The organism is Chryseobacterium vaccae (assembly GCF_009602705.1).
Taxonomy (GTDB): Bacteria; Bacteroidota; Bacteroidia; order Flavobacteriales; family Weeksellaceae; genus Chryseobacterium; species Chryseobacterium vaccae.
This window is the reverse complement of sequence record NZ_VSWH01000001.1, coordinates 4,052,278-4,074,570: the sequence shown is the minus strand read 5'-3', so window position 1 is coordinate 4,074,570 and position 22,293 is coordinate 4,052,278. Positions and strand designations below refer to the sequence as shown.

The 22,293-nt window shown below is 36.6% G+C and carries 18 protein-coding genes and 1 tRNA gene; 9 read left to right on the top strand and 10 right to left on the bottom strand.

Annotation, left to right across the window (positions count from 1 at the left end; all coding sequences use genetic code 11):
* Positions 1-155: 155 nt before the first annotated feature.
* The 3 genes from FW768_RS18585 to FW768_RS18575 all read right to left on the bottom strand — a co-directional run bounded on the left by FW768_RS18585 (position 156) and on the right by FW768_RS18575 (position 3,661).
* Complete coding sequence (locus FW768_RS18585) at positions 156-2,444, bottom strand: NADP-dependent malic enzyme (protein ID WP_153397963.1); 2,289 nt, start codon at positions 2,442-2,444, stop codon at positions 156-158.
* Positions 2,445-2,460: 16 nt separating this feature from the next.
* Positions 2,461-3,312, bottom strand: coding sequence for a BadF/BadG/BcrA/BcrD ATPase family protein (locus tag FW768_RS18580; protein ID WP_153397961.1), 852 nt, complete (start codon positions 3,310-3,312; stop codon positions 2,461-2,463).
* 82 nt (positions 3,313-3,394) lie between these two features.
* Entirely contained in the window at positions 3,395-3,661 is a 267-nt protein-coding gene (locus tag FW768_RS18575; RefSeq protein ID WP_153397959.1) for a hypothetical protein, read from the bottom strand.
* Between the two features lie 445 nt (positions 3,662-4,106).
* On the opposite strand from FW768_RS18575, the gene FW768_RS18570 reads away from it, so the two are divergent.
* The 9 genes from FW768_RS18570 (at position 4,107) to FW768_RS18535 (ending at position 14,640) form a co-directional block, all read left to right on the top strand.
* Positions 4,107-4,565, top strand: a complete 459-nt coding sequence (locus tag FW768_RS18570) for a GtrA family protein (RefSeq protein ID WP_153397957.1) — start codon at positions 4,107-4,109, stop codon at positions 4,563-4,565.
* A gap of 3 nt (positions 4,566-4,568) precedes the next feature.
* Positions 4,569-5,297 carry a lysophospholipid acyltransferase family protein gene (locus tag FW768_RS18565; protein WP_153397955.1) on the top strand — a complete coding sequence of 243 codons (729 nt, stop codon included), beginning with the start codon at positions 4,569-4,571 and terminating at the stop codon, positions 5,295-5,297.
* 39 nt (positions 5,298-5,336) lie between these two features.
* A complete protein-coding gene (locus tag FW768_RS18560; RefSeq protein WP_153397953.1) occupies positions 5,337-6,782 on the top strand; it encodes an MFS transporter in 1,446 nt (481 codons plus the stop codon).
* The gene (locus FW768_RS18555) at positions 6,778-7,830 is read left to right on the top strand and encodes a DUF3810 domain-containing protein (protein WP_153399977.1); all 1,053 of its coding nucleotides are present in this window, start codon (positions 6,778-6,780) and stop codon (positions 7,828-7,830) included. Before FW768_RS18560 ends, FW768_RS18555 begins: the two co-directional genes overlap by 5 nt.
* Before the next feature lie 1,017 nt (positions 7,831-8,847).
* On the top strand, positions 8,848-10,353 hold the full coding sequence (locus tag FW768_RS18550; protein ID WP_153397951.1) for a vitamin K epoxide reductase family protein: 1,506 nt from the start codon (positions 8,848-8,850) through the stop codon (positions 10,351-10,353).
* 117 nt (positions 10,354-10,470) lie between these two features.
* On the top strand, positions 10,471-10,662 hold the full coding sequence (locus FW768_RS18545) for a bacteriocin-like protein (RefSeq protein ID WP_153397949.1): 192 nt from the start codon (positions 10,471-10,473) through the stop codon (positions 10,660-10,662).
* Entirely contained in the window at positions 10,649-10,873 is a 225-nt protein-coding gene (locus FW768_RS24065) for a bacteriocin-like protein (RefSeq protein WP_449397383.1), read from the top strand. Before FW768_RS18545 ends, FW768_RS24065 begins: the two co-directional genes overlap by 14 nt.
* Positions 10,874-10,959: 86 nt before the next feature.
* Positions 10,960-13,152, top strand: coding sequence for a peptidase domain-containing ABC transporter (locus FW768_RS18540; protein WP_153397947.1), 2,193 nt, complete (start codon positions 10,960-10,962; stop codon positions 13,150-13,152).
* A 189-nt stretch (positions 13,153-13,341) separates the two neighbouring features.
* Positions 13,342-14,640: an HlyD family secretion protein gene (locus FW768_RS18535; protein ID WP_153397945.1), complete on the top strand. Its 1,299-nt coding sequence runs from the start codon at positions 13,342-13,344 to the stop codon at positions 14,638-14,640.
* Positions 14,641-14,713: 73 nt separating this feature from the next.
* Here FW768_RS18535 and FW768_RS18530 read toward each other — a convergent pair whose 3' ends face one another.
* From FW768_RS18530 to FW768_RS18500, 7 genes are all read right to left on the bottom strand, one after another.
* The gene (locus FW768_RS18530) at positions 14,714-15,520 is read right to left on the bottom strand and encodes a DUF2182 domain-containing protein (RefSeq protein ID WP_153397943.1); all 807 of its coding nucleotides are present in this window, start codon (positions 15,518-15,520) and stop codon (positions 14,714-14,716) included.
* On the bottom strand, positions 15,517-17,028 hold the full coding sequence (locus FW768_RS18525; protein ID WP_153397941.1) for a tyrosinase family protein: 1,512 nt from the start codon (positions 17,026-17,028) through the stop codon (positions 15,517-15,519). The genes FW768_RS18530 and FW768_RS18525 overlap by 4 nt, the downstream gene beginning before the upstream one ends.
* A gap of 242 nt (positions 17,029-17,270) precedes the next feature.
* Positions 17,271-18,461: a hypothetical protein gene (locus FW768_RS18520; protein WP_153397939.1), complete on the bottom strand. Its 1,191-nt coding sequence runs from the start codon at positions 18,459-18,461 to the stop codon at positions 17,271-17,273.
* Between the two features lie 104 nt (positions 18,462-18,565).
* Positions 18,566-18,639: transfer RNA gene (locus FW768_RS18515), tRNA-Met, on the bottom strand.
* 44 nt (positions 18,640-18,683) lie between these two features.
* On the bottom strand, positions 18,684-19,976 hold the full coding sequence (locus tag FW768_RS18510; protein WP_153397937.1) for a TlpA family protein disulfide reductase: 1,293 nt from the start codon (positions 19,974-19,976) through the stop codon (positions 18,684-18,686).
* A 59-nt stretch (positions 19,977-20,035) separates the two neighbouring features.
* On the bottom strand, positions 20,036-20,260 hold the full coding sequence (locus FW768_RS18505) for a signal peptidase (protein ID WP_153397935.1): 225 nt from the start codon (positions 20,258-20,260) through the stop codon (positions 20,036-20,038).
* A 5-nt stretch (positions 20,261-20,265) separates the two neighbouring features.
* Entirely contained in the window at positions 20,266-22,245 is a 1,980-nt protein-coding gene (locus tag FW768_RS18500; RefSeq protein ID WP_153397933.1) for a T9SS type A sorting domain-containing protein, read from the bottom strand.
* Positions 22,246-22,293: the final 48 nt, after the last annotated feature.

Here is a 22,293-nt window from a genome sequence, read left to right as displayed (position 1 = left end):
ATAGCAATTTAAACTAATTAATGTTTTTATTTCCAGTACGAATGAATTTTAACTTAAATTTTGACTGTATATTCAATGAATTCATATAAATACAAAAAACCTATCCAAGCGGATAGGTTTTATACTATTTTTATTCTTAAAAAACAGGTTTTTTATTATTTTTTGCTTTCTCTTCTTTGAGCATCCAATACTGCAATTGTTGCAAGATTTACGATTTCATCTACACTGGAACGCATCTGCAATACATGTACAGGCTGCTTTAATCCCATTAAGATTGGTCCGATAACCTGTGCCACTTTCATTCCTCTGATAATCTTGTAAGATAAATTTGCACTTTCAAGATTCGGGAAAATGAATGTATTGGCCGGGGTTGTTCCAAGTTTTGAGAATGGATAATCACTTAAATGATCTGCGTTCATGGCAAAATCCGGCTGAATTTCTCCATCTACAACCATTTTAGGGTATTTTTCATGCAGAATACTTACTGCTTTGGCTACTTTTTTAGAGGTATCAGAGATGGCAGCGAAGTTTTCAAAACCAAGCATTGCAATTCTAGGCTCAATAGCAAAAGATTTTACGGTAATTTCTGCCATTTTAGCGATATTCACCAGGTCTTCTGCTGTTGGATTCTGATTGATGGAAGTATCTGCAAAGAAAATAGGTTTCTTTTCAGACAGGATCATCATCATTGCAGCTACTTTGTCTACGCCTTTATCTTTTTCGATTACTTCTAAAACAGGACGGAGTACTGAGGTATAGTTTTTAGAGAACCCTACGATAAGCCCGTCTGTATCTCCATGTCTCAACATCAGAGGTCCGAAATAATCTCTCTGGCGTACATATCTTTTCGCCTTGTACTCGTTCATTCCTTTTCTCTGACGAAGTTTCCAGAGTGTTTCTCTGTATTTTTTCCTGTTTTCCTTCTGATCGTCATCACTAGGATCGATAATCGGTACATCCAGATTGATTCCGAAACGTACCATCTGTTCCTGAATGTATTTTTTATCTCCTAAAAGACTTGGGAAAGCAATTCCTTCTTCATAAAGAATCTGTGCAGCTTTCAGAACATTGTATTCTTCGGCATTTCCAAGGGTAATTCTTTTCGGGTTGGATCTTGCACGGCTCTGCATCATTCTTACCAGCTTTTCGTCACGTCCCATTCTGTCCAGCAGCTGGTTTTCGTATTCTTCGAAATCTGTGATTGTTTTCCCTGCAACTCCGCTTTCAATAGCTGCTTTTGCTACAGCACTTGATACTTTGGTGATCAGTCTGTTATCAAAAGGTTTCGGAATGAAATACTCTCTTCCGAATTGTAAATTCTGTACATTATATGCTAATATTACAGCTTCAGGCACCGGTTCTTTAGCCAGATCTGCGATAGCGTGTACGGCAGCCAGCTTCATTTCTTCGTTAATTCCTTTTGCCTGAACATCTAAAGCACCACGGAAAATATACGGGAATCCCAATACATTGTTTACCTGGTTAGGATAGTCGCTTCTTCCTGTTGCCATAATCACGTCTTTACGGGTTTCAACAGCCAGGTCATACGCAATCTCCGGATCTGGATTTGCTAGGGCAAAAACAATAGGGTTTTCGGTCATGCTCATCAGCATTTCCGGAGTCATCACATTACCTTTTGATAATCCAATAAAAACATCTGAACCTTTTACAGCGTCTTCTAATGTTTCAATATCAGTTTGAGCGATGAAATCCAATTTTTCAGGGGTAAGATTTTCTCTTTTATGATTGATTACTCCCTTACTGTCGCACATCAGAACGTTTTCCTTTTTCAGCCCCAGTGCAATGTACAGTTTAGTACACGCAATGGCAGCTGCTCCTGCCCCGTTCACTACCATCTTTACTTCAGCAATATCTTTATTGGCAATCTGAAGTGAATTGATTAGTGCTGCTGCAGAAATAATTGCTGTTCCGTGCTGATCATCATGCATTAATGGAATATCCAGCTCTTCTTTAAGTCTCTGCTCAATATAAAATGCTTCGGGAGCCTTAATATCTTCAAGGTTAATTCCTCCGAACGTTGGAGCAATTCCTTTTACAATCTGAATGAATTTATCCGGATCTTTTTCATTGATTTCGATATCAAACACATTGATATCTGCAAAGATCTTAAACAGAAGTCCTTTCCCTTCCATTACTGGTTTTGAGGCTTCTGCCCCAATATCACCAAGCCCAAGCACGGCAGTTCCGTTTGAAATTACAGCTACCAGGTTTCCTTTTCCTGTGTAATCGTAAACTGTTTCCGGTTTATCGTGGATTTCCATACAAGGAACAGCCACTCCCGGCGAATAGGCCAGGGACAAATCTCTTTGAGAAGAGTGCGGCTTTGAAGGAATCACTTCGATCTTTCCTTTAGGTTCTGCTTTATGATAGTCTAACGCGGCCTGATTAAAGTTCTTTTCGTCGCGGTGGGTTTTACTTGACATAGAATTTCGTTTTTTATTAAAGTATATATTTAATATGGTAGTCTACTAAACTTTCGATAGGTTTTTGTACGACATGACCCACATTTAAATGAAGTTCTGCCGCAACAGAACGGAGAATATTTTCATAGTAATAAGCGATAGAGCCGATAAAGTTAATTTCGGCATCTTTTGATTCGGCATAAGGAATCACCTGGTATTCGAAAAAGTTCTTCATTTCTTCGAAAACCATCTCCTTAAGGTAAGGATGATCTTTTCTTTCGATCACAAATTTGTTGAAGTCTGCCAGAAAGGCATTCGGTCTCGGGCTGTGATACATCTTTTTCAATGCTTCTTCTACCGTAAGCTGATAAGCCTGCTCAAATTCGGAATGAAGGTCTGCAGGAAGTTTTTTCATAAAATATCTGCGCACGAGCTGTTTTCCGATCGCACTTCCGCTTCCTTCATCTCCTATAAGGAAACCAAGGGACGGTAGTTCTATTTTCAGGTTTTTCCCGTCAAAATAACAAGAGTTTGACCCTGTTCCTAAAATGCATACGACAGCCGGTTTTCCGCTGTATGCGGCATAAGCTGCGGCCATAAGATCTTCTTTTACCACAATTTCAGCTCTGGTAAATATCCTTTTAAGCTCTTCTTCTATTGTTTCGCAGTTTTTTTTCACACCGCATCCGGAACCATAAAAGAAAATCTTTGTGATGGAGTTTTTGATCAATGTCAGGTTGCTGTTTTTCTCTATTTCAGGGACAATAAGTTCTCTGTTGATAAAGTTCGGGTTGAAGCCGATAGTTTCTGTTTTTAGAAAAACCTTTTTGAAATCATCAAGAATCACCCAGTCCGACTTAGTAGAACCACTGTCAACAATAGCAACCATATTTTACATTTTAGTTTAAGGGTGCTAAAATATGAATTTATCTTCAATTAGCGTTTAAAAACAACCTGGAAGCTGTTTAAAATCACGAATGTTTTATATCAGTTTTTTCGTTATTGAACTGGATCAGCCAGTCTTCAATTTCATCTTCCAGATAGGAGGTCTGAAGAACCATCGCATTGATAAAATCATCGGGTACGGGTTCTCCTGTAGAATTTTCAAGATTCCAGAGTTCATCTGCCATATTTTCATATTCAGAATATACTCTTTTGAAGCGGGAATTTTCTTTTTCAAGAGCTTCAATATTTTTTTGCTGAAGCTGGAATTTTCTGTATTTGTTTTGACGTTTCATACAAATATTGTTATTAATTGAGGGGCGTAAAAATGGGGTGTATGCTTTCAATCGTGCATTACAAGATAGAAAAAACCATCAACACAAGAAGTTGAAAATGAATTTATTATCAGGTTATAATTACATCATTCAGAAGATTAAATTTAGACATAATTTTGATTCAAAAAAATTTTTTAACAACTTTTTTCAGTGTTTAACATATCATTATTAGTTGATCCTTTTCTGAGCTTATGTTTATATGTTCTAAGACACAGGTTATCATCTCATCTTTCTTAATCTTTTTTCTTTATTTTAAATTTTGACTCTCTTTCTTATTAATTTATCATTCACCAGCAAGACGAAATTCACGATTAACAGGTTGAGGAGATACAAAATCTTTTGTGTGAAAACTTTTATTTCCGGTATATTAATATATAGTTATAAATTTGCAGATCATATATTTTGAATGAAAGAGTTACTCATACGCCAGAAGCAGGTTCTGTTCTTCATCATTGCCGGAGGACTGAGTGCTGTAGTAGAGATCGGAAGTTTTAAGGCATTCAGCACCTACCTTCCTCATGTCTTTGCCAGGGAAGTTAATTTTCATGGTATACATTATCCTTTAAGCAATATTTTCTCTACGAGCTGTGGCATCATCAGCAATTATTTTCTGAGCATCTGGTTTGTTTTTGAAAGAGGAAAACATTCCAAGAAACGGGAATTTGCCTATTTTATGGGAGTTTCTTTTGTTTCAACCTTATTGAGTCTTGGATTTTTCCAGGTATTTTACAGTTTTATATTTAAGGATAATATCAATTTAATTTTTTATACCTTAAGCCCGGAAATGATCAGCAAAGTAGCGGCAATCCTGCTGGTTTCCATTCTTAATTATTCAGTAAAAAAGAAAGTAATTTTTAACGGTTAAGCAGTGGCAAAGATTTTAAATTACCTATGGAGATTCTGGCTTCTTCTGTTAGCTTTTGTACTGACAGTTACTCTGGGAATTCCTGTTTATATTTTATCCTTCAACAAAAAGCATTATAAATATGCGTATAAATTCATACGATTGTGGTGCTTTGGTATGTTTTACGGTATGGGACTGAGATATGACCTGATCAAGCTTTCAGACCAGAAGAAAGATAAAAACACCCAGTATGTTTTCATTTCGAATCATACTTCCATCATGGATATTATGCTTACCTGCATTTTATTTCCACACAACCCGATTTGTTTTGTGGGTAAAAAAGAACTGGTAAAAATTCCGATCTTCGGAACCATCTATAAAAGAATATGTGTAATGGTAGACCGGGGAAGCGCCAGAAGCCGAGCCGATGTTTACAGAAGATGTGCTGAAAAGATGGAGGAAGGTAACAGCATCGCCATATTTCCTGAAGGCGGCGTTCCGGATGACACGTCTGTTATTCTGGATGATTTTAAAGACGGAGCCTTCACCTTATCTTCGAAACATAATTCTCCTATTGCTGTGTATACTTTTATCGGGTTAAAAGAAATTTTCCCCTTTGACAGCTCGAAAGGCTACCCTGGAAGAGTAAAAGTATATTTCAACGGAATTATGGAGCCTTCAGATTCTCCAAAAGACTTAAAAACAGAAGCTTATAATCAGATAAAAAAAACGCTGCTGGAACATTCTATTTAAAAGAAATAGTTATATTTGTTTGCGAAATTTTTAACAAATATGTCAAATTATTCTAAACAAACCAATTGGGGACAATTCATTCCTTTGGTTACTGTGTTTTTTTTCTGGGGATTTGTAGCGGCAAGTAATGACATTCTGATCCCGGTCTTTCAAAAAGCCTTTAAACTGACCCAAACTGAAAGTATGCTCGTACAGATCTGCTTTTATGTGGCTTACACTGTGGGTTCTTTAATTTATATGGCTGTTTCAAAGAGTTTGAAACAAGACCTGATCAACAAAATAGGATATAAAAACGGCTTAATTTTAGGTCTTCTTATTTCTGCAGCGGGAACTTTACTTTTCTATCCTGCAGCCAATATGGGTTCTTTCCCATTAATGATCTCAGGACTTTTTATCGTAGGTCTCGGGTTTTCACTGCAACAGATTGTAGCCAATCCATTAGCCATTGAAGTCGGACCGGTGGAAACAGGATCTCAAAGACTGACAATGGCCGGGGGAATCAATAATTTGGGAACAACGATCGGCCCTCTTATTGTTTCATTTGCCATTTTCGGATCTGCTTCTGCTGCTAATACGGAAGCGAGTATTGAAAGTGTAAAAATTCCTTATCTGATCTTAGGGGCTGCATTTGCTTTGGTAGCTGTAATGCTTAAGTTTTCATCTCTTCCTGCAATAACTCCTACCAATACTAAAGATACTGATGATATTGTTCCTGGCGATCATAAAACATCAGCTTTCCAATACCCTCAATTAGTTATGGGGATGATTGCCATCTTTGTTTATGTAGGGGTGGAGGTTTCTACAGCAAGTAATCTTCCTGCATATATGGAAAAAAGTTTAGGTTTCGAAACTAAAGAAGTTGCTCCTTATATTTCATTATACTGGGCTTCATTAATGATCGGCCGTTGGACCGGAGCTGTAGAAGCTTTTGATGTGAGCGGCGGATTTAAAAAGATATTAAGATTCATTGCTCCTTATCTTGCATTTGGAGTCTTCCTTCTGGTGAATGCCATTGCAAAACATGATCTTTCTCCGTTTTATGTGTATGCAGCGGTTATTATCGTAATGATTATCTGCGATATTATGAGTAAAGGAAATCCTGCAAGAATGCTTCTGATCTTTTCCGTAGCTGGTATTGCAGCATTATTGATAGGAATGTCTACCTCTGGAATGACTTCTGTATATGCATTTACCAGTGTAGGTTTATTCTGTTCTACCCTATGGCCGTGTATTTTTGCTCTTGCGATCAATGGTCTTGGAAAGCATACTAACCAAGGATCCGGTTACCTGATTATGATGATCATGGGAGGTGGTATTGTCAGTATGATACAGGGTTACATTGCTGATTTAACAAATATTCACTTCAGCTATATCGTAGGTGTTATCTGTTTTGCTTATCTTGCGTTCTATGCAATCCGTGTCACAGGAATCCTGAAGGCACAAGGTATTGATCTAGACAAAATTTCTAAAGGCAGTGGTCATTAACAGTAAAAAAATTATTCATAAAAAACGATTTTGGGCAGGTGTATTACTTGCCCAATTTCTTTTGTTCTATGGATTTTCGAAATCCAGCATGATGGTTTCTTTTTTTGAACAGTTCTTTGAATATCAAAAAGGAATACATCAGGTACTTTTCAGCTGGATTCCTTTTTCTTTCGGAGATCTGATCTATATTATTCTGGGAATCTTTCTTTTATATTTTCTCATTAAATGTTTTAAAAAGACAGGCAGAAACGATGCTTTTCTTAAAATACTCGCAGGCATCAATATTTTCTATTTTACCTACCAGATCTTCTGGGGAATGCTGTATTTTCAGACTCCAATCATCAAAAAGCTTGCATCTCAACAGGAGCCTGACATTAATAAAGCGAAAACTCTTGCTCTCCGCTATCTTGAAAAATGTAAAGCTACCCGCACCTCCGTTCGGGAAGATAAAAACGGTATTTTCATTATTACTGATCTGAAATCGGTACAAACTGAAATTCTTAAACAACAGCAGCAGCTTCCAAAGTTTATTTCAGACAAAAGAGCCCCGCAGGTTAATGCTTTCAAACCCAGCCTGTTTAAAAAAGTAATGAACTTTACCGGAATATTGGGATATTATAATCCTTTTACGGCAGAAGCTCAATATAATGGAGAGCTTCCGCACACTTTTATTCCGTTTACGTCGGCGCATGAAAGTTCTCATCAGCTTGGCTTTGCACGGGAACAGGAAGCTAATTTTATAGGCTATCTGATTGGCATTCATTCAGACAATATTGATTTGAGATACAGCACCGAATATTTCACTCTTAAAAGCCTTTTAAGATTCATTGTGGAGGAAGATCCTGAATTTGTAAAAATGGTTTTGAACCACTATTCTCCTGCCATGAAAAGAGACAGAGCTTATGAAAGAGCTTTTATTTTAAGGCATCAGGGCTGGCTTGATGATTTTTTCGGATTTACGAACAATCTGTTTCTGAAAAGTAACCAGCAGGAAGGTTCTGTAACGTACTCCTACTTTATTGACCTTCTTTTAAACTATGAGAAATAGTGTAGGACTTAAAATGAAAATTCTGTGAAAGCAAGACACAAAATTTTGAAATAATTTTTATTGACCGCGAAGGCAAACAAAAAATAATAGTGGCTTGTTTTGAAGGCTCTTTGCTCATATTTGAAATATAAGGTCTTTGTATTACTTTACTAAACTTACACCTTTGTTTATCCCTAAATTTATCCATCTCTTTGCCTTGATTTATGTTTGATATAATGTATGATGGGGGTATTTAGTCAGATCTTAAGCAGCTTCAGCTTTTATGCTTTATCCTTTTTAACAGGCATAAAAAAAGAATCGTATCAGGCGATACGATTCTAAAAACACAAATGATGAAAAAAAATTTATTACCTTGACTTGTTCCCTCATTCAAGGCGATGTAAAAGTACAACATATTTCATAAATACAAAAAGATTTCCCTCCTTTTTTTAAACTTTATGAAAATTTTATGATTTTTTAAGTTTTTTTGAGTTTGCTATTGAAAATCAACATTATGTTAAAATCAACAATTCTGCAATAAAATTGATTTTAAAGATCGGTTTTAAATATAAAAAGGTTACAAAATTCAACACTTATATAAAGATATAATAAACAGTTTTTCTTTATTTTTCAGAAGTAAAAAATTAGAGTTATTATCGAATATAAGGTATAAAACGGCTTTCAATTTTTAATAATATCTCAAACTGATCATGCTCATAGTTAAACCAGGAAAAAACGGATATCAAATACAATTCTGTGTAAAATAAAATCTGGAAACGGTCCCATTGAACAGAACTCTTGTTGACAGGATTGGGGAATTTTTAATAGAAAACGAAAATCTAAAAGATTTTCTGACGTTATCAGCCGCTACAATCGGTTACCTGCTGCTCATAAAAATCTATAGCATAAAATACCAGACTATTTCTAAAAGTACAGATTTACAACCTTATATAGTCACTTAAACGTCGTATATCACCCTTGAAAGAAAAAAAATTTGTTTATTTGAAATCTCTGCGTATTTTAGATAAAAATATTAATATGATTTTTGACAAGCTAATAAACTACCTGAAATTAGACAAACAGGAATTCACATTTCAGTTCAATTCGCATCCTAATTTTCCTTCTGCACTTGCATTCAGCGATACCTTAAACTTTATGGGGGTAAAAAATGATGCCTATGAACTGGATAAAGAATACTGGGATGAATTGCCGGAAGAATTTATTGCTATTGTGGACAACTCTTTCTCTCTTGTAAAAAAATCAGGAAACTCTTATTCAGTTTACTCAGAAAAAGCTAAAACTCTTAACAAAGAAGAACTTCATCAAAAATCTACAGATTTCGTATTATTATTTGAAAAAACAGAAAACGCAGAAAATAAATCAGCTTTTGATTTTAAGCCTGTTTTATATCTTGTTTTTGCGGTCATTCTTATCTACTCTTTTCTAACTCTGAGTGTATATGAAGCTATTTTCAATGTTCTTTCGTTAGCCGGCGTTTACATCTCGCTGGAAATCTTCAACCAGAAATTCGGGAATACTTCCACAGTTATCGGAAGTATATGCGGTGATACAACTGCCAGCCAGGCGGCTAATTCATGTGATAAGATCATCAAACAGGATAAAACAAGTATTTTCGGTTTAAAGTTTTCAGATTTTTCTCTGATCTATTTTACCGGACTTGCAGTAATGGGATTATTCCTTCCAGCTTCAGCTTATATTATTAAGGGATTCACGTTTGTTTCGGTAATTGCCATTGCTTATTCTTTATATATTCAGGCTTTTGTAGAGAAAACATTCTGCAGAGTCTGCCTTTTGATTATTTCAATTCTTGCAGGACAAATCGTAATCAGTACTCTGTTGTTTCAGAACACGGTTTTTAGTATAGGAATGTTATTATTAACTCTTATTTTGTGGCTGCTTATCTTTTCAGCCGTCCTATATTCCAGCAATCTGCTTACTCAAAAAGAAAACCTTCAGAAATCTAATGCAAAAAATCTAAGATTTAAAAGAAATTATGATCTTTTCAAAAGTCAGCTTTTAGAAAATGAAAAAATAACATTTCAGGATAACCAGACCTTTTCTCTGGGAAATAAAGATGCTAAACTTCGTATTGCCATTGTATCTAATCCCTATTGCGGTTTCTGTAAAGATGCTCATAAGATTATGGAGGGACTTTTGGAAAAATACCCGGAAGATATTTCCGGACAAATCCGTTTCAATTATTTCCCGGACAGGGCTCCTGAAAAATACACTCAGCTTCTTTCTGCATTCAACTATATGTACCATAACAAACCTCAGAAAGAATTCATGCACACTATAGAAGAATGGTTTGAAACAAAAGATGAGAGCAAAGCTGTGGCAAGAGCAGGCTTGGCTACGACTGAGGATCTTACACCATTCACTGCAATGTCTACTGACAACAGTAATGCAGGACTTAACTTCACTCCTATATTCGTTCTGAACGGATATCAGTTCCCGGATAAATATGATCGTGACGATATCTGGTATTTCGTTGATGAATTAATAGAAGATGAAGACTTTTAGTAAGATTTTCCAAAAGAAAAACCTTTATTGAATTTGAAAATTCACTATCTTAGGAAAAAATAAAAGCGTAATCCGAAGAGCTTTAAAAGAGTAGGAAGCCAACCAAAACTAATTATTATGAAAAATTTAAAGAAAGTATCCCGCGAAAACCTGAAAATGATCATTGGTGGAGACAGTACCCCTATAAGTGATGGTCTGGGTGGATGGCGTTGTTCAAGCAGTTTTGAAATAGTATGCTATAAAGGCTGTACGCCAATGTGCATGAGTTTTACTAAATGTATGATTTCATTCTGCCATGATCCGATCTAATCAATTTACTGAATTAAAAACAACAACCAATACAAAAAAGACTATTGTGAAAAATTTAAAAAAACTTTCAAGGGAAAACCTAAAGACTCTTAAGGGGGGAATTACTGAAGAATGTGCCCGTATCCAGGCTGTATCAGTATGCTATCCTATCGGCGGATGCCCTTTAGATGAAATTTGTGTACGGGTATGCAATAAGGTATGCATTCTGTAAATAAGCGCTAAGCTTGAATATTAATAATAGTAGATAAATTAAAAATGTCGCCATCTTTTGGCGGCATTTTACAATGAAAAAAAGTTTTGAAGAAATTTCCTTTTTATAAACAGCCTGACGCTAAAGACTGCGGGCCCACCTGCCTTAGAATAATAAGTAAATATTATGGCAAAAGCATCTCGCTTCAGCAGATCCGTACACTTTCTGAAACTACCCGTGAAGGGAGCAGCCTCTTAGGGCTCAGTGATGCAGCAGAAAATCTGGGATTCCGGTCACTTGGGGTTCAGATTGATTTCAATACCCTTACAGAAGAAGTTCCATTCCCATGCATTGTACACTGGAACAAAAATCACTTCGTTGTTGTTTATAAGATTGACAAAAACAATAAAGTCTATATTTCAGATCCCAGTTATGGACTGATTACCTATACCAGAGAAGAATTCATCAAACTATGGATAGGAGAAAATGCCAATGAAAATACAGAAGAGGGTATTGTCCTGATTCTGGAAACAACACCGGCTTTTTTCCAGACCGAATTCGATTCAGAAGAAAGCAAGGCAAGCTTCTCTTTTCTGTCCAAATATCTTTTAAAGTACAAATCACTTGTTATCCAGCTTGCAGTAGGACTTTTAGCAGGAAGTTTACTTTCCCTTATTTTCCCATTCCTTACCCAGAGTATTGTAGATGTGGGGATACAAAATCAGGATCTTAACTTCATTTATGTTGTACTTCTTGCACAGATCATGCTGTTTCTGGGAAGAATGGGAATTGAAGTTATCCGAAGCTGGATCTTGCTTCACTTATCCGCCAGAATCAATATCTCTATCATTTCAGATTTCTTTATTAAACTGATGAGACTTCCTATCAGCTTTTTCGATACGAGAATGACAGGAGATATCATGCAGAGAATTAATGACCATCACAGAATTGAACAGCTTCTGACCAGTTCGTCTTTAAATACATTGTTCTCATTGGTCAACCTTATTATTTTCAGTATTGTTCTATTGTTTTATGACTATAGACTATTTATCGTTTATCTGGTAGGAGCCGTATTGTATGTTGGATGGATCAGCTTTTTCCTTAAAAAGAGAAAAGAATTAGACTATAAAAGATTCTCTCAGGTTTCTCAGGAACAGAGTAAAGTCATTGAACTGATCAACGGGATGCAGGAAATTAAAATGCATAATGCTGAAAAACAGAAACGCTGGGACTGGGAATTCCTTCAGGTAAAACTATTTAAAATAAGAATTCAGTCACTTTCATTAGAGCAATGGCAGTCTGTAGGAGGAAATTTCATTAACCAGATGAAAGATATCCTGGTAAGTTTTCTTTCTGCAAAACTTGTTCTGAGCGGTAATCTTACTTTGGGGATGATGCTTTCTGTACAGTATATTATTGGGCAGCTTAACAGCCCACTGCTTCAGCTTATTGACTTTATCAAACAAACTCAGGATGCTAAAATTTCTCTTGAAAGGCTTGGTGAAATTCATGATAAAGAAGATGAAGAAGACAAGGATGAGCAATATGCTACAGAAGTACCGCAAAAAGACATTGAGATCAGCAATATGTCATTCAGATACATCGGGTCTGATGTTCCGGTATTTGAAAATCTGGATCTTAGCATTCCTTATCAGAAAACCACCGCTATTGTAGGAGCAAGCGGAAGCGGAAAAACGACGCTCTTAAAGCTGCTCATGAAGTTTTATGAGCCTTCTGAAGGAGATATTAAAATAGGGAATACAAAATTGAAAAACGTATCTCCAAGATTCTGGAGAGATCATTGTGGGGTTGTAATGCAGGAAGGGTATGTTTTCAATGATACGATTGCCAACAATATTGCTGTTGGCGAAGATCATATCGACAAGCAAAAATTAAGACGTGCCGTAGAAATTGCTAATATTAAAGAGTTTATTGAAGGACTACCTTTAAGCTACAATACAAAAATCGGAAATGAAGGCGTGGGAGTAAGCGGTGGACAAAAACAAAGGCTTTTCATTGCCAGAGCAGTTTATAAATCTCCGGAATATATCTTTTTCGATGAGGCTACTTCTGCCTTAGATGCCAATAATGAAAAGATCATTATGGAAAATCTGGAACAATTCTTTAAAGGAAAAACAGCCATTGTCATAGCTCACAGGTTATCTACCGTAAAACATGCCGACAAGATCATTGTTCTGGATAAAGGAAAGGTAGTGGAAGAAGGCAGCCACAGTGAACTTGTTGCTTTAAAAGGTGAATATTACAGACTGGTGAAGAATCAGCTGGAATTGGGGAATTAATCTGTTTTTACTAAATTCACGTACTCAACTTAATACGTATCAATTACAATATTACAAAGAAAAAAATTGAAGACAGCATTACAATGATTAGAGATATGATTGCCAACTGTCTTTGTTATAATTTATTTTAAAATGAAAAAATGAATCAGGATCTTCCTGTGAAGATTTTGGTTTCAACAGACTGCTTATATGGAAAAGGAAATTTTAGATACTATTGAACTTCGTTCGGAAAGCGTTCAGGACATTCTTACCCAGCCGCCCCATTGGATGATACGCTGGGGAAATACGCTTATATTTATTATACTTCTGCTTATTCTTCTGATGAGCTACATCATCAAGTACCCTGAATTTGTTCCGGCTCCAATTATTGTTACTTCACAAAATCCTCCTGAAAAGATAGAGGCCCGGACCAGTTCAAAAATTGAAAAAATATTTATCAAAAACCATCAGGAAGTTAAAAAGAATGATGTTCTTATGGTGATGCAGTCTGCAGCCAACTATAAAGATGTTCTGGAATTGAAAAAACTGGTGGATTCCATTACTCCCAACCAGGTTCTGTCCTTTCCCATCGCGCAGGCATCAAGGTTTAAGCTTGGAGAGCTTCAGGGCGACTACAACAATTTTGCAAAAGCATTTCAGGATGAAGAACTTTTCACCAGACTCCAGCCTTATGCACCGGAAAATATTGCAGCCAATCAGAGTCTTTCGGAATACCGTGTAAGAATGGCAACAACGAAGCAGCAAAAGAATTTAGAACAGGCCAAATATGAACTCACAAAAAAGAATTATCAACGATCGCAGGAACTATTTAACCAGGGCGTTATTTCTTCCATGGAACTGGAAAACGAGAAAATAAAATATATTCAGGCCCAGCAGAATCTTGAAAATATTACGATTTCTCTATCACAGATGGAAGAAGGAATCTCCAACCTACATAAAACCAAAAGCGGTACTGCCATTAATACAGAAAAGGACAAGATTACTTATTCATCACAGACTTTACAGCTTTTCGAACAGCTTCGTAAGTCTTTAAAACAATGGGAACAAACCTATCTTGTAATTTCTTCGACTGACGGTATGGCCAGTTTTCAACAGTTTTTTGGTGAAAATCAGTTTGTAAAAACCGGTGAACCTATTCTTTCTATTCTTCCTGCCAATAAAGAGAATCTTGTAGGACGGATGTCTGTACCTACCATTAACTCCGGAAAAATCATTCCAGGCGAAAAAGTACTGATTAAACTGGATAATTACCGTTTTCAGGAATATGGTATTGTGGAAGGAAAAGTACAGAATATCTCTCTTATTCCGGATGACAAAGGAAATTATTACGTAGATGTAATTCTTCCAAAAGGATTAAAAACCAGCTATAACAAAACCCTCGTATTTGATAAAGAGCTCAGAGGGAATGCTGAAATTGTCACCCAGGACCTAAGACTGATTGAAAGATTCTTCTACCAGATCAGAAAATTACTGGGGTATCAGAGTTGATACTTTTAAAAAAAATATATAAAAACCGCAATCTGATTCAGGCTGCGGTTTTTATTTTATGTTTCTTCAGAATTTAAAGAAATTTTTCAGTCATATCAAAGTGAACCTGATGTTGAATTTCTTCTTTTCTTTTACAATTGATTTTTATTCTGGCCACCATGATCCGGATGAGCTTCAGACGGAAATCAAAATTCCAGCGCGGATATCTTGGATGCTCCATATGTTCACTGATCATAATAACCGTTACCAGAATCATCGCCAGATTATGTCCTTCCGGCAGGATCATCGGGAACAGCATTAAGGCCCATCCAGAACCGATACACCATATTCCGTGCATTATTCCAAATTTCAAGACATCCCGATCTGCAGCCCATCCCAAAGCAGCAATCGAGATGTGATCATGTCCGCGGTTCAAGCACATTTGCTTCACTGGTGAAAATTGCCAGATCAAAGCTACAATTCCTACGATAAGAGCCGGAATATATGAGCCTCCGGGCAATAACAGATTAAATCCGAGGATAACAGCATTCATTACTACTCCCATAACCGTCCAGACCATTGTATAACTTAATACAAAGAGTAAGCTTAGCCAGAAGCGACGTCTTTTAAGGCTTCTTGCATAAATATACTGAACCGGTGAGATCAGCTTTGGAAGCATCATCGCCAATACCATAAGAATCCAGCCTGTCATCATCTCTGAAAAAGGATTCATCTGAAGCATCATCTGCAGAGAAACATTTGATGCGCCGTCTGCCGTCATGTGGCAATGTTTTATCCCCATAATTCCACCCGGATTCACCAGCAATATAATCCAGAATATGATACTTGTGATGAGAATGACAGCCGTGATATAGTTGCCATCTCTTACTGAGATTTTCATAATTTCTGTTGTTCACGGTAGATGCTCACCCGTCCTACCGTAATGGTTTCGTCATTTGGAATTGCGTTATCAGGCAGAATAGCTACTTCCAGAGAATTTACATCAAGATTATTACTCACAAACAGGTTGTCAATGATCTCTGTAATATTCAGGATAAAAGTAAGTCCATTACCTCCATTATGCCCGTCTTTGTCAGAAGCGTTACGTAACCCGAAAAGAGAAACGTAGCCTGCCAGCTGATGATTTACCGAAACACTTAAAACATTGGAATCAGCGGTTCCTTTCACATTCTCCAGCTGAAGATAAACCTGATCCGGCAAATTGTTTACCGAAGCTTTCATCAGACTTCCGGATACGTTTTTCCAGGAGCTTCCTTCCAGCTTTACACTGGTTTTTGTTCCTGATCCGTCTAATTGAACTTGTCCTGCATTGGCACCAACAAGCTCTGAGTTACGTCCTAAATCCATATTTTTTTCTTCCAGATTTTCAACAGGCTGTGCACCTAATTTATTTAATCTCTGAGCAAGTGTCTTCTGAGGCAGCGGAGCCGTGGTCAGTGAAAGGTCATCATAGCTGTAATCCAGTGTCTCTAAGTTACTCATTTCTGCAGGAGTGTATACCCAGCCTTTATCATTACCCGGTACAGGCATGATAAACTCTCTTTCCCCCGATGCTGCAGGCCCGTTTAACCAATCCGGATCCGTAGGATTATCATTGCTTGTATTCCATGCCGCCCACATTCTGTCTATATTGCAATGGTGCAGATAAAAAATAGGATCCAGCCCGGCAGAATCAGGATCTGACATCCAGCCATCCTGGCCTCCAACCTTTACGTGCACCAGATTGTGCGGATTGCTTTCTAAATTTCCGCTCACATTACCGTCATGTGAAAATTTCGTTTTTGGCCCTCCATATCCAGGATGTGGCGTTGAAGTATTGCTTCCTGTATAAATAGTATTTCCCTGGCATACCTCTGAGATGGGTGGGATGGGTACATATACATTTCCGTCACTTTTAGGTCCATATCTCGCGGTTACATACAAAGGATTGGCACTACCATCAGGCATTGTCTCCTGCATAAAGGCAGGTGGAATTTTATATTGATCTCCGGGACCTAAATAATTCCAATAAGGAAGTGCCCAGTCTGCCGGTCCTCCTAAACTGATGACCGCCTGACGAACCTGTTCTTCCAAAGCGATAAGGTAACCACGATGCCATGGTGTAAAATACCAGCTTTGATGCTGACATTGATTCCAGAATTTCTTAATAACATCCGGGGAAGGAAGCGGGCTTGTAGGAACTTTCGGAACACCGGTAAGTACATTCCAGTTAGGAAATTTCTTTCCTCCAATCTGTTCACCATGAATAGCGGCAAAGAACCACCAGCTGTTTTCATCACTCAGAAGTCTTGATTGCAAAGCTCCTACTCCCTTTGCATACCAAAAAAGATCAGGGTTATCAAAAGTGCCTCCTTTCTCCCATGCATTTTTTCTTAAGAATTTAGCCATAGAATTAGTTTTTTTTTTAGATTTATACTTTTATGTTAAATACAAATCTAAGCACCCTTCTAAAAAAAACAGTACGTATTTATACCTAATTTATCCCTTTGTTGTGATAATTTAATATTGAAAAAACATATTCTAAGAATAAATGAAAAAGCTGCAAGAGAACTCTTACAGCTTTAAATGTTATAATGATAAACCAGAATTATATTGAAATCTGCAGTAATTTCCGGTATGATCATTTCACTTTATTGTATCAATTGTTTGCGTCTTGCATATTTTAAATAAAAAAATAAAAGCAGATTACAAACTACAAAATAAATTAAAAAGAAGATACTCTTTTTAACATCCAGGTATTCAAAATTCGTAATGAAAAACCCTTCCCCAATCTCATTACTATCCTGAAATTCTAAAATAGTAAACGCAAACTTATAAGGAAGAAAAATGATAAATATAATTAAATAGAGAAAAACATTCTTTATTTTGTCATTATTGATCAGTTCATCAAAAAGGAAAGGAAGTGCAACACAGAATATTCTTGTAAGATCAGATCCTGAAACGGACAGAAGTGCAATCAGAAATGTAAAAAACAAGGTCTGCTCAGAAAATTTTCTTCTGATAAACAAGAAGGAAGAAAATACAATAAAGAAACACGCAAGAAGCCGGACTGTATTTTCAATCTCACCATAAAAGCGGTGGAAGAAAAACTCAAGGGCACCAAGCCCTACACTTTCACTGTTAAATCCAAAGATTTCGGCACCCAACTGCAAATAGCCCCAGAAGAGCAGAACAACCGGTACAATATACAACAGGTATTTAAACTTTCTATAGATTAAAAATCTTGTTCCTAAATAGATACAACAAATAGGAATCGTACTTTCTTTAAAGGGCATAAAAAGTATACTTGCCAGTATCACATATAAAGGTTTATCGAAAAACCATAGCATTAAAGCAATAAATAAAAACTGCACCCCATCTACGGTAAAAGGATAAAAAAGAGTAAGCCTGAACGGCATCTGCGGCGTTATCAGAATAGAAAGAATAAAAATTAAAGCAATAGTAATATTCTTCTTTCCCCATTTATACATCAACAGGATAAGCCCGGAGAAGAAAGCTATAAGATTAATTAATTTAAAACTGGTAGCCGCATCAAAAGGAAGAGCTGTTGCCAATTCGGGGACCCCTACCCTTTTATTAAACGGATCGGCATCATGATATAAATTATAATACGTATTGTTGTGATCTTTACTTTTATACAGTTCATTTCCTTTATCTGAAAATACCTGATAAGCTGCATTATAATACACTCCGTCCCATCCTAAACCATTTTCTTTACCAATCTGCTTCTGGGTAATAAATCCAAAAGCAATATAAGAAATAATAAATAATATTAGAGCTCCATTTATATAGGGGATTACCCCTTCTTTACTGATTTTCATCAATTATCAATTTTCGCTCAAAAGTAAGAAAGATATTCTAGAATAGGTTTAAAAAAATATTCAAATGAATACAAATAAAAAAGTCCCTAAAATTAGGGACTTTGTAGCGAAGACGGGAATTGAACCCGTGACCTCAGGGTTATGAATCCTGCGCTCTAACCAACTGAGCTACCTCGCCGTTTTGGTGGTGCAAATATAGAAAATATTTATTTACTACCAAAATTATTTTACCTTAAAATATTCCAAAACATCGCCTACATGGTCTGGTTTGCTGATTATCTTATTGTTAGCATCTAAAATAAAATACGTAGGTGTTGCGTGAACATTATAGGTTTCGGTATAACTGCTGTTCCAACCTCTCAGTTCAGAATCATTGATCCATGGAAATGCAGCAATTCTGTTGGTGTAGGAATTTTTATCTGTATCTAAAGACAGACCTACAATCTGGATATTTTTCGCTTTCAGATCATTGTATTTCTCCAGAAGCTTAGGCAGCTCAGTTTCACAGTGAGAACACGTAGACGACCAGAAAATTACAATTTTCTTATCTGCTTTTACATCCTGAAGTGACTTTGCTGTGGTATTCACAGGTGACTGGAATTTATAATTAGGAAATACAGCCCCTATTTCTACATTAGCATTAGATTTTAACGTAGAAGCTAATCTATCGGTGATTGTACATTTAAGATTTTTAGCCAGGCTAAGGTACTTGTTTTTAAACTCATCCATTTCGTAAGCATCGAAAATATCAATAAGCTCAGACAGAACAGCCTGCCCTCTTGGAGTTTCTACTTTTAAGCGGTCTAACACCTTATCTACAGAAGCTGGTACATTAGTATTGCCACCAGCATTAAGATAAGCTACTAAAACTGGTCTTAATAAGGATGAAGATTCAAGCATATCATTGGACTTGTCCAGGAAGTTGATAATATCGTCCTGAGAAACCTTTTTAGAAGGATCTGAGGAATTAGACAGAAACTTACTGTAGTTGGTATTATAGAAAGAAATAAACGGGTGTTTCGCTGCATCTATAGGGGCGGCATTACCTGAAAGTCTGCTAATTTCTGTTTTGAGAGCTTTTCCGAAATCTGTGTTATCTTTATAATATTCTTTGATCTGTGCCAAAGCCGGAAGAATCATTTCCTTTTTCTGAGAACCTTCCTGCTGTTTGCTCATCAGATCATTAACTTCATCCAGATAAGCTACATCTTTAATTTTATTGTTCTGAACATCCAGCTTAATATTGACATTCTTATTTTCGGAAATAAAACTCACCGTATTATTGGAGCCCGGAAAATACACCTTCATCATTCCCATGTAATGATTAGGATTCTTGAAAGTCCATGTATTGTTCTTATTTTGCTCTTTGGTAACAATAACGTCCTTTGAGCCGTTGAGTGTATATAGAATGGCATCCTGATCTTTAAAATCTGCAGGCGCCTGAATGGTTACAGTAAACTGAGCCTGTAAAGAAAATGCAGCTAATACTGCAGATACTATATAAATCTTTTTCATAGGGTAAAAATAAAAAAACTCTCTGATTAATCAGAGAGTTTTTTTATTTTAATAAAATTTTAGGCTTTTACGCTTTTATATTTTTTAGTGTAATAAACAATGAAGAGGATAGCTACTATTGACAGTACATAAATGTACATATCGATAGGAGATGCCGGTTTTCCAGGACCTACCGTTCCTGTTCCGTCTCCACCCGGCACTGGCATATCATTAGGATCTGCTGCCCTGACCAGTAATACTGCGAATATAAAAAGAGCTGATACTAGTTTATTTATAGTTTTCATAATATTTATTTTAAGATTTTAGTGCTAACGGTTATTCCTTTATCTGAAACAATTTTTACAACATAAGAGTTTTTAAGAGCGCTGTTAAGCTCAATTACAAAATCTCTAGATGTGTCAACTGCTTTTTTAGAAATAACCAGTTTACCACTCATATCATAAACTTCAATATCTGCTTTTTTCCAATCCGGATCGAATCTCACAATGTAGTTGGTAATATCTGGATTATAAACTACCATTGTTCTTGATTGTGTAGCCTCAGTATCTCTCGCTCCTAGCGAACCTTTGTTTGGCTCTCCGTAGTATAAATTATAAGATTTAGAACTTAAAGAAACTATATCTCCTTGTTTTGCCTGCTGTACTGTACCATTAGAAGCTTTGTAATAGAAACCTTCCCCAGAAGAAAGCTGGTGTGTTCCAGCCGGAACAAGTTCAGCGTTTTCTCTGATCTCAAATTTATAAGATACAATTTTTCTGTTTGGCTTATCGTAATCATAGTTCCAAAGTAAAACATCTTTTCCAAGGAAGTTGTTTTCATTGGCTTCATTGATGTATAACCAATATTTAGCGTTGTAGTTCGGATCATAACCTCCAGTTGGTAATTCTTCAAATGTTCCGATCAGATTGGCACTTGTATTGGTTGCCTGAACGGTAGTAGCAATTGAAGACTGAAACCCTGTAGTGGCAGTATTGGAAACTACATAATACGCTCTTGAAACTTCATATCCGTTAGCATCCAGACCAATTACTCCAAGTTGCTTCAGAGTTCCTGAAGTTACGTTTTTAGCAGCAGTTACGTTATAGTCTGTACCTGCAGCTCTGGTTGTGGAGCTAAATCTTCTAAGGGTATTAAAATTTAAAGTCTGAGGATTATTGTTTCTCAGTTTCAAAACAAATGCCTGCATAGGCTTAATAATAAGTCCTACATCCCCTGCCGGAATTCCGGAAGCATTATATGTCTGAATCTGAGCTCCCATACTGTATGCATTACCCGCAGGAGTAGCGACAACAGTTCCAGGGTCATATCTTACTCCCCAGATATTGGAAATATTATTTCCGTCAGTAACTCCTCCGTTCTCTACATATCCGATTCTTGATAAGTCAAGATTGGTTAGGAAAGGATTTCCGAACTGATAAATATTTTTACCATATGTTGATGATACCCAGGCTCCTGTTGAAAATTCAAACTGATCCTGAATATGGGTGTTATACTTTTCACCATATGGATTCAGGTTGTTACCTCCTGCTCCGAAATCTATACTTCCTCCATTCTGCAAGGTAGCGTTAGCCAGTGTTGCATTAGGACGTCCGTTAAGGGTATAAACAGAACCTGTAGGGGTTGGAGCAATGGTTGCCATTGATGCTGGCGGCGTACTGGTATCTAAGTTATTATTGTTTGATCCCAACATATAATAACCGGTTGCATCGCTGGTTGTTGCTGCAAGATTGGTGAGTGTTTCTGCAACATTGTTAATGTTGTTCAGCTTCAGAATTTCATTTTTACTGTATCGTGCAGTATTGAATACTTTACCGAATTCTGAGGACAGAGAACTCAATGTTTTACCAAAAAATGGCATTGCCAGCTGTTGATAATAGCTACCGTTACCATGTTTCTTGCTTCTGAATTCTTTACTTACAATACCTGTAATATCGCCTTGGTTTAACCCATTGATATACAACTGTCCGTAAGTAGAAGTGTCATAGCTGCCTGAATTATTCAGCCTTAATACGATATTACCACCATCGGTTTTATCTGAACCGGTGCCGGTAATTGTTTTTAGGGCATCTCCTGCGGCACCTACAATCATAACGTTACCGTGAACATCCAAAAGACCATTTCCTTTTGTCTGAACACCTCCACCGCTATAAACCAGGGTACCTTCGCTTACATACATATTAGCGTTAGTGTCTACGTGACATAAAACATTCTGCGCCTGAACAGAATAGCTAACGGCTAAAAGACCTATAGCAAATAAACTTTTTCTCATTGTATAAATTATTTGTGTGTTAATACAATCTCACCCGCAAAGGTATGA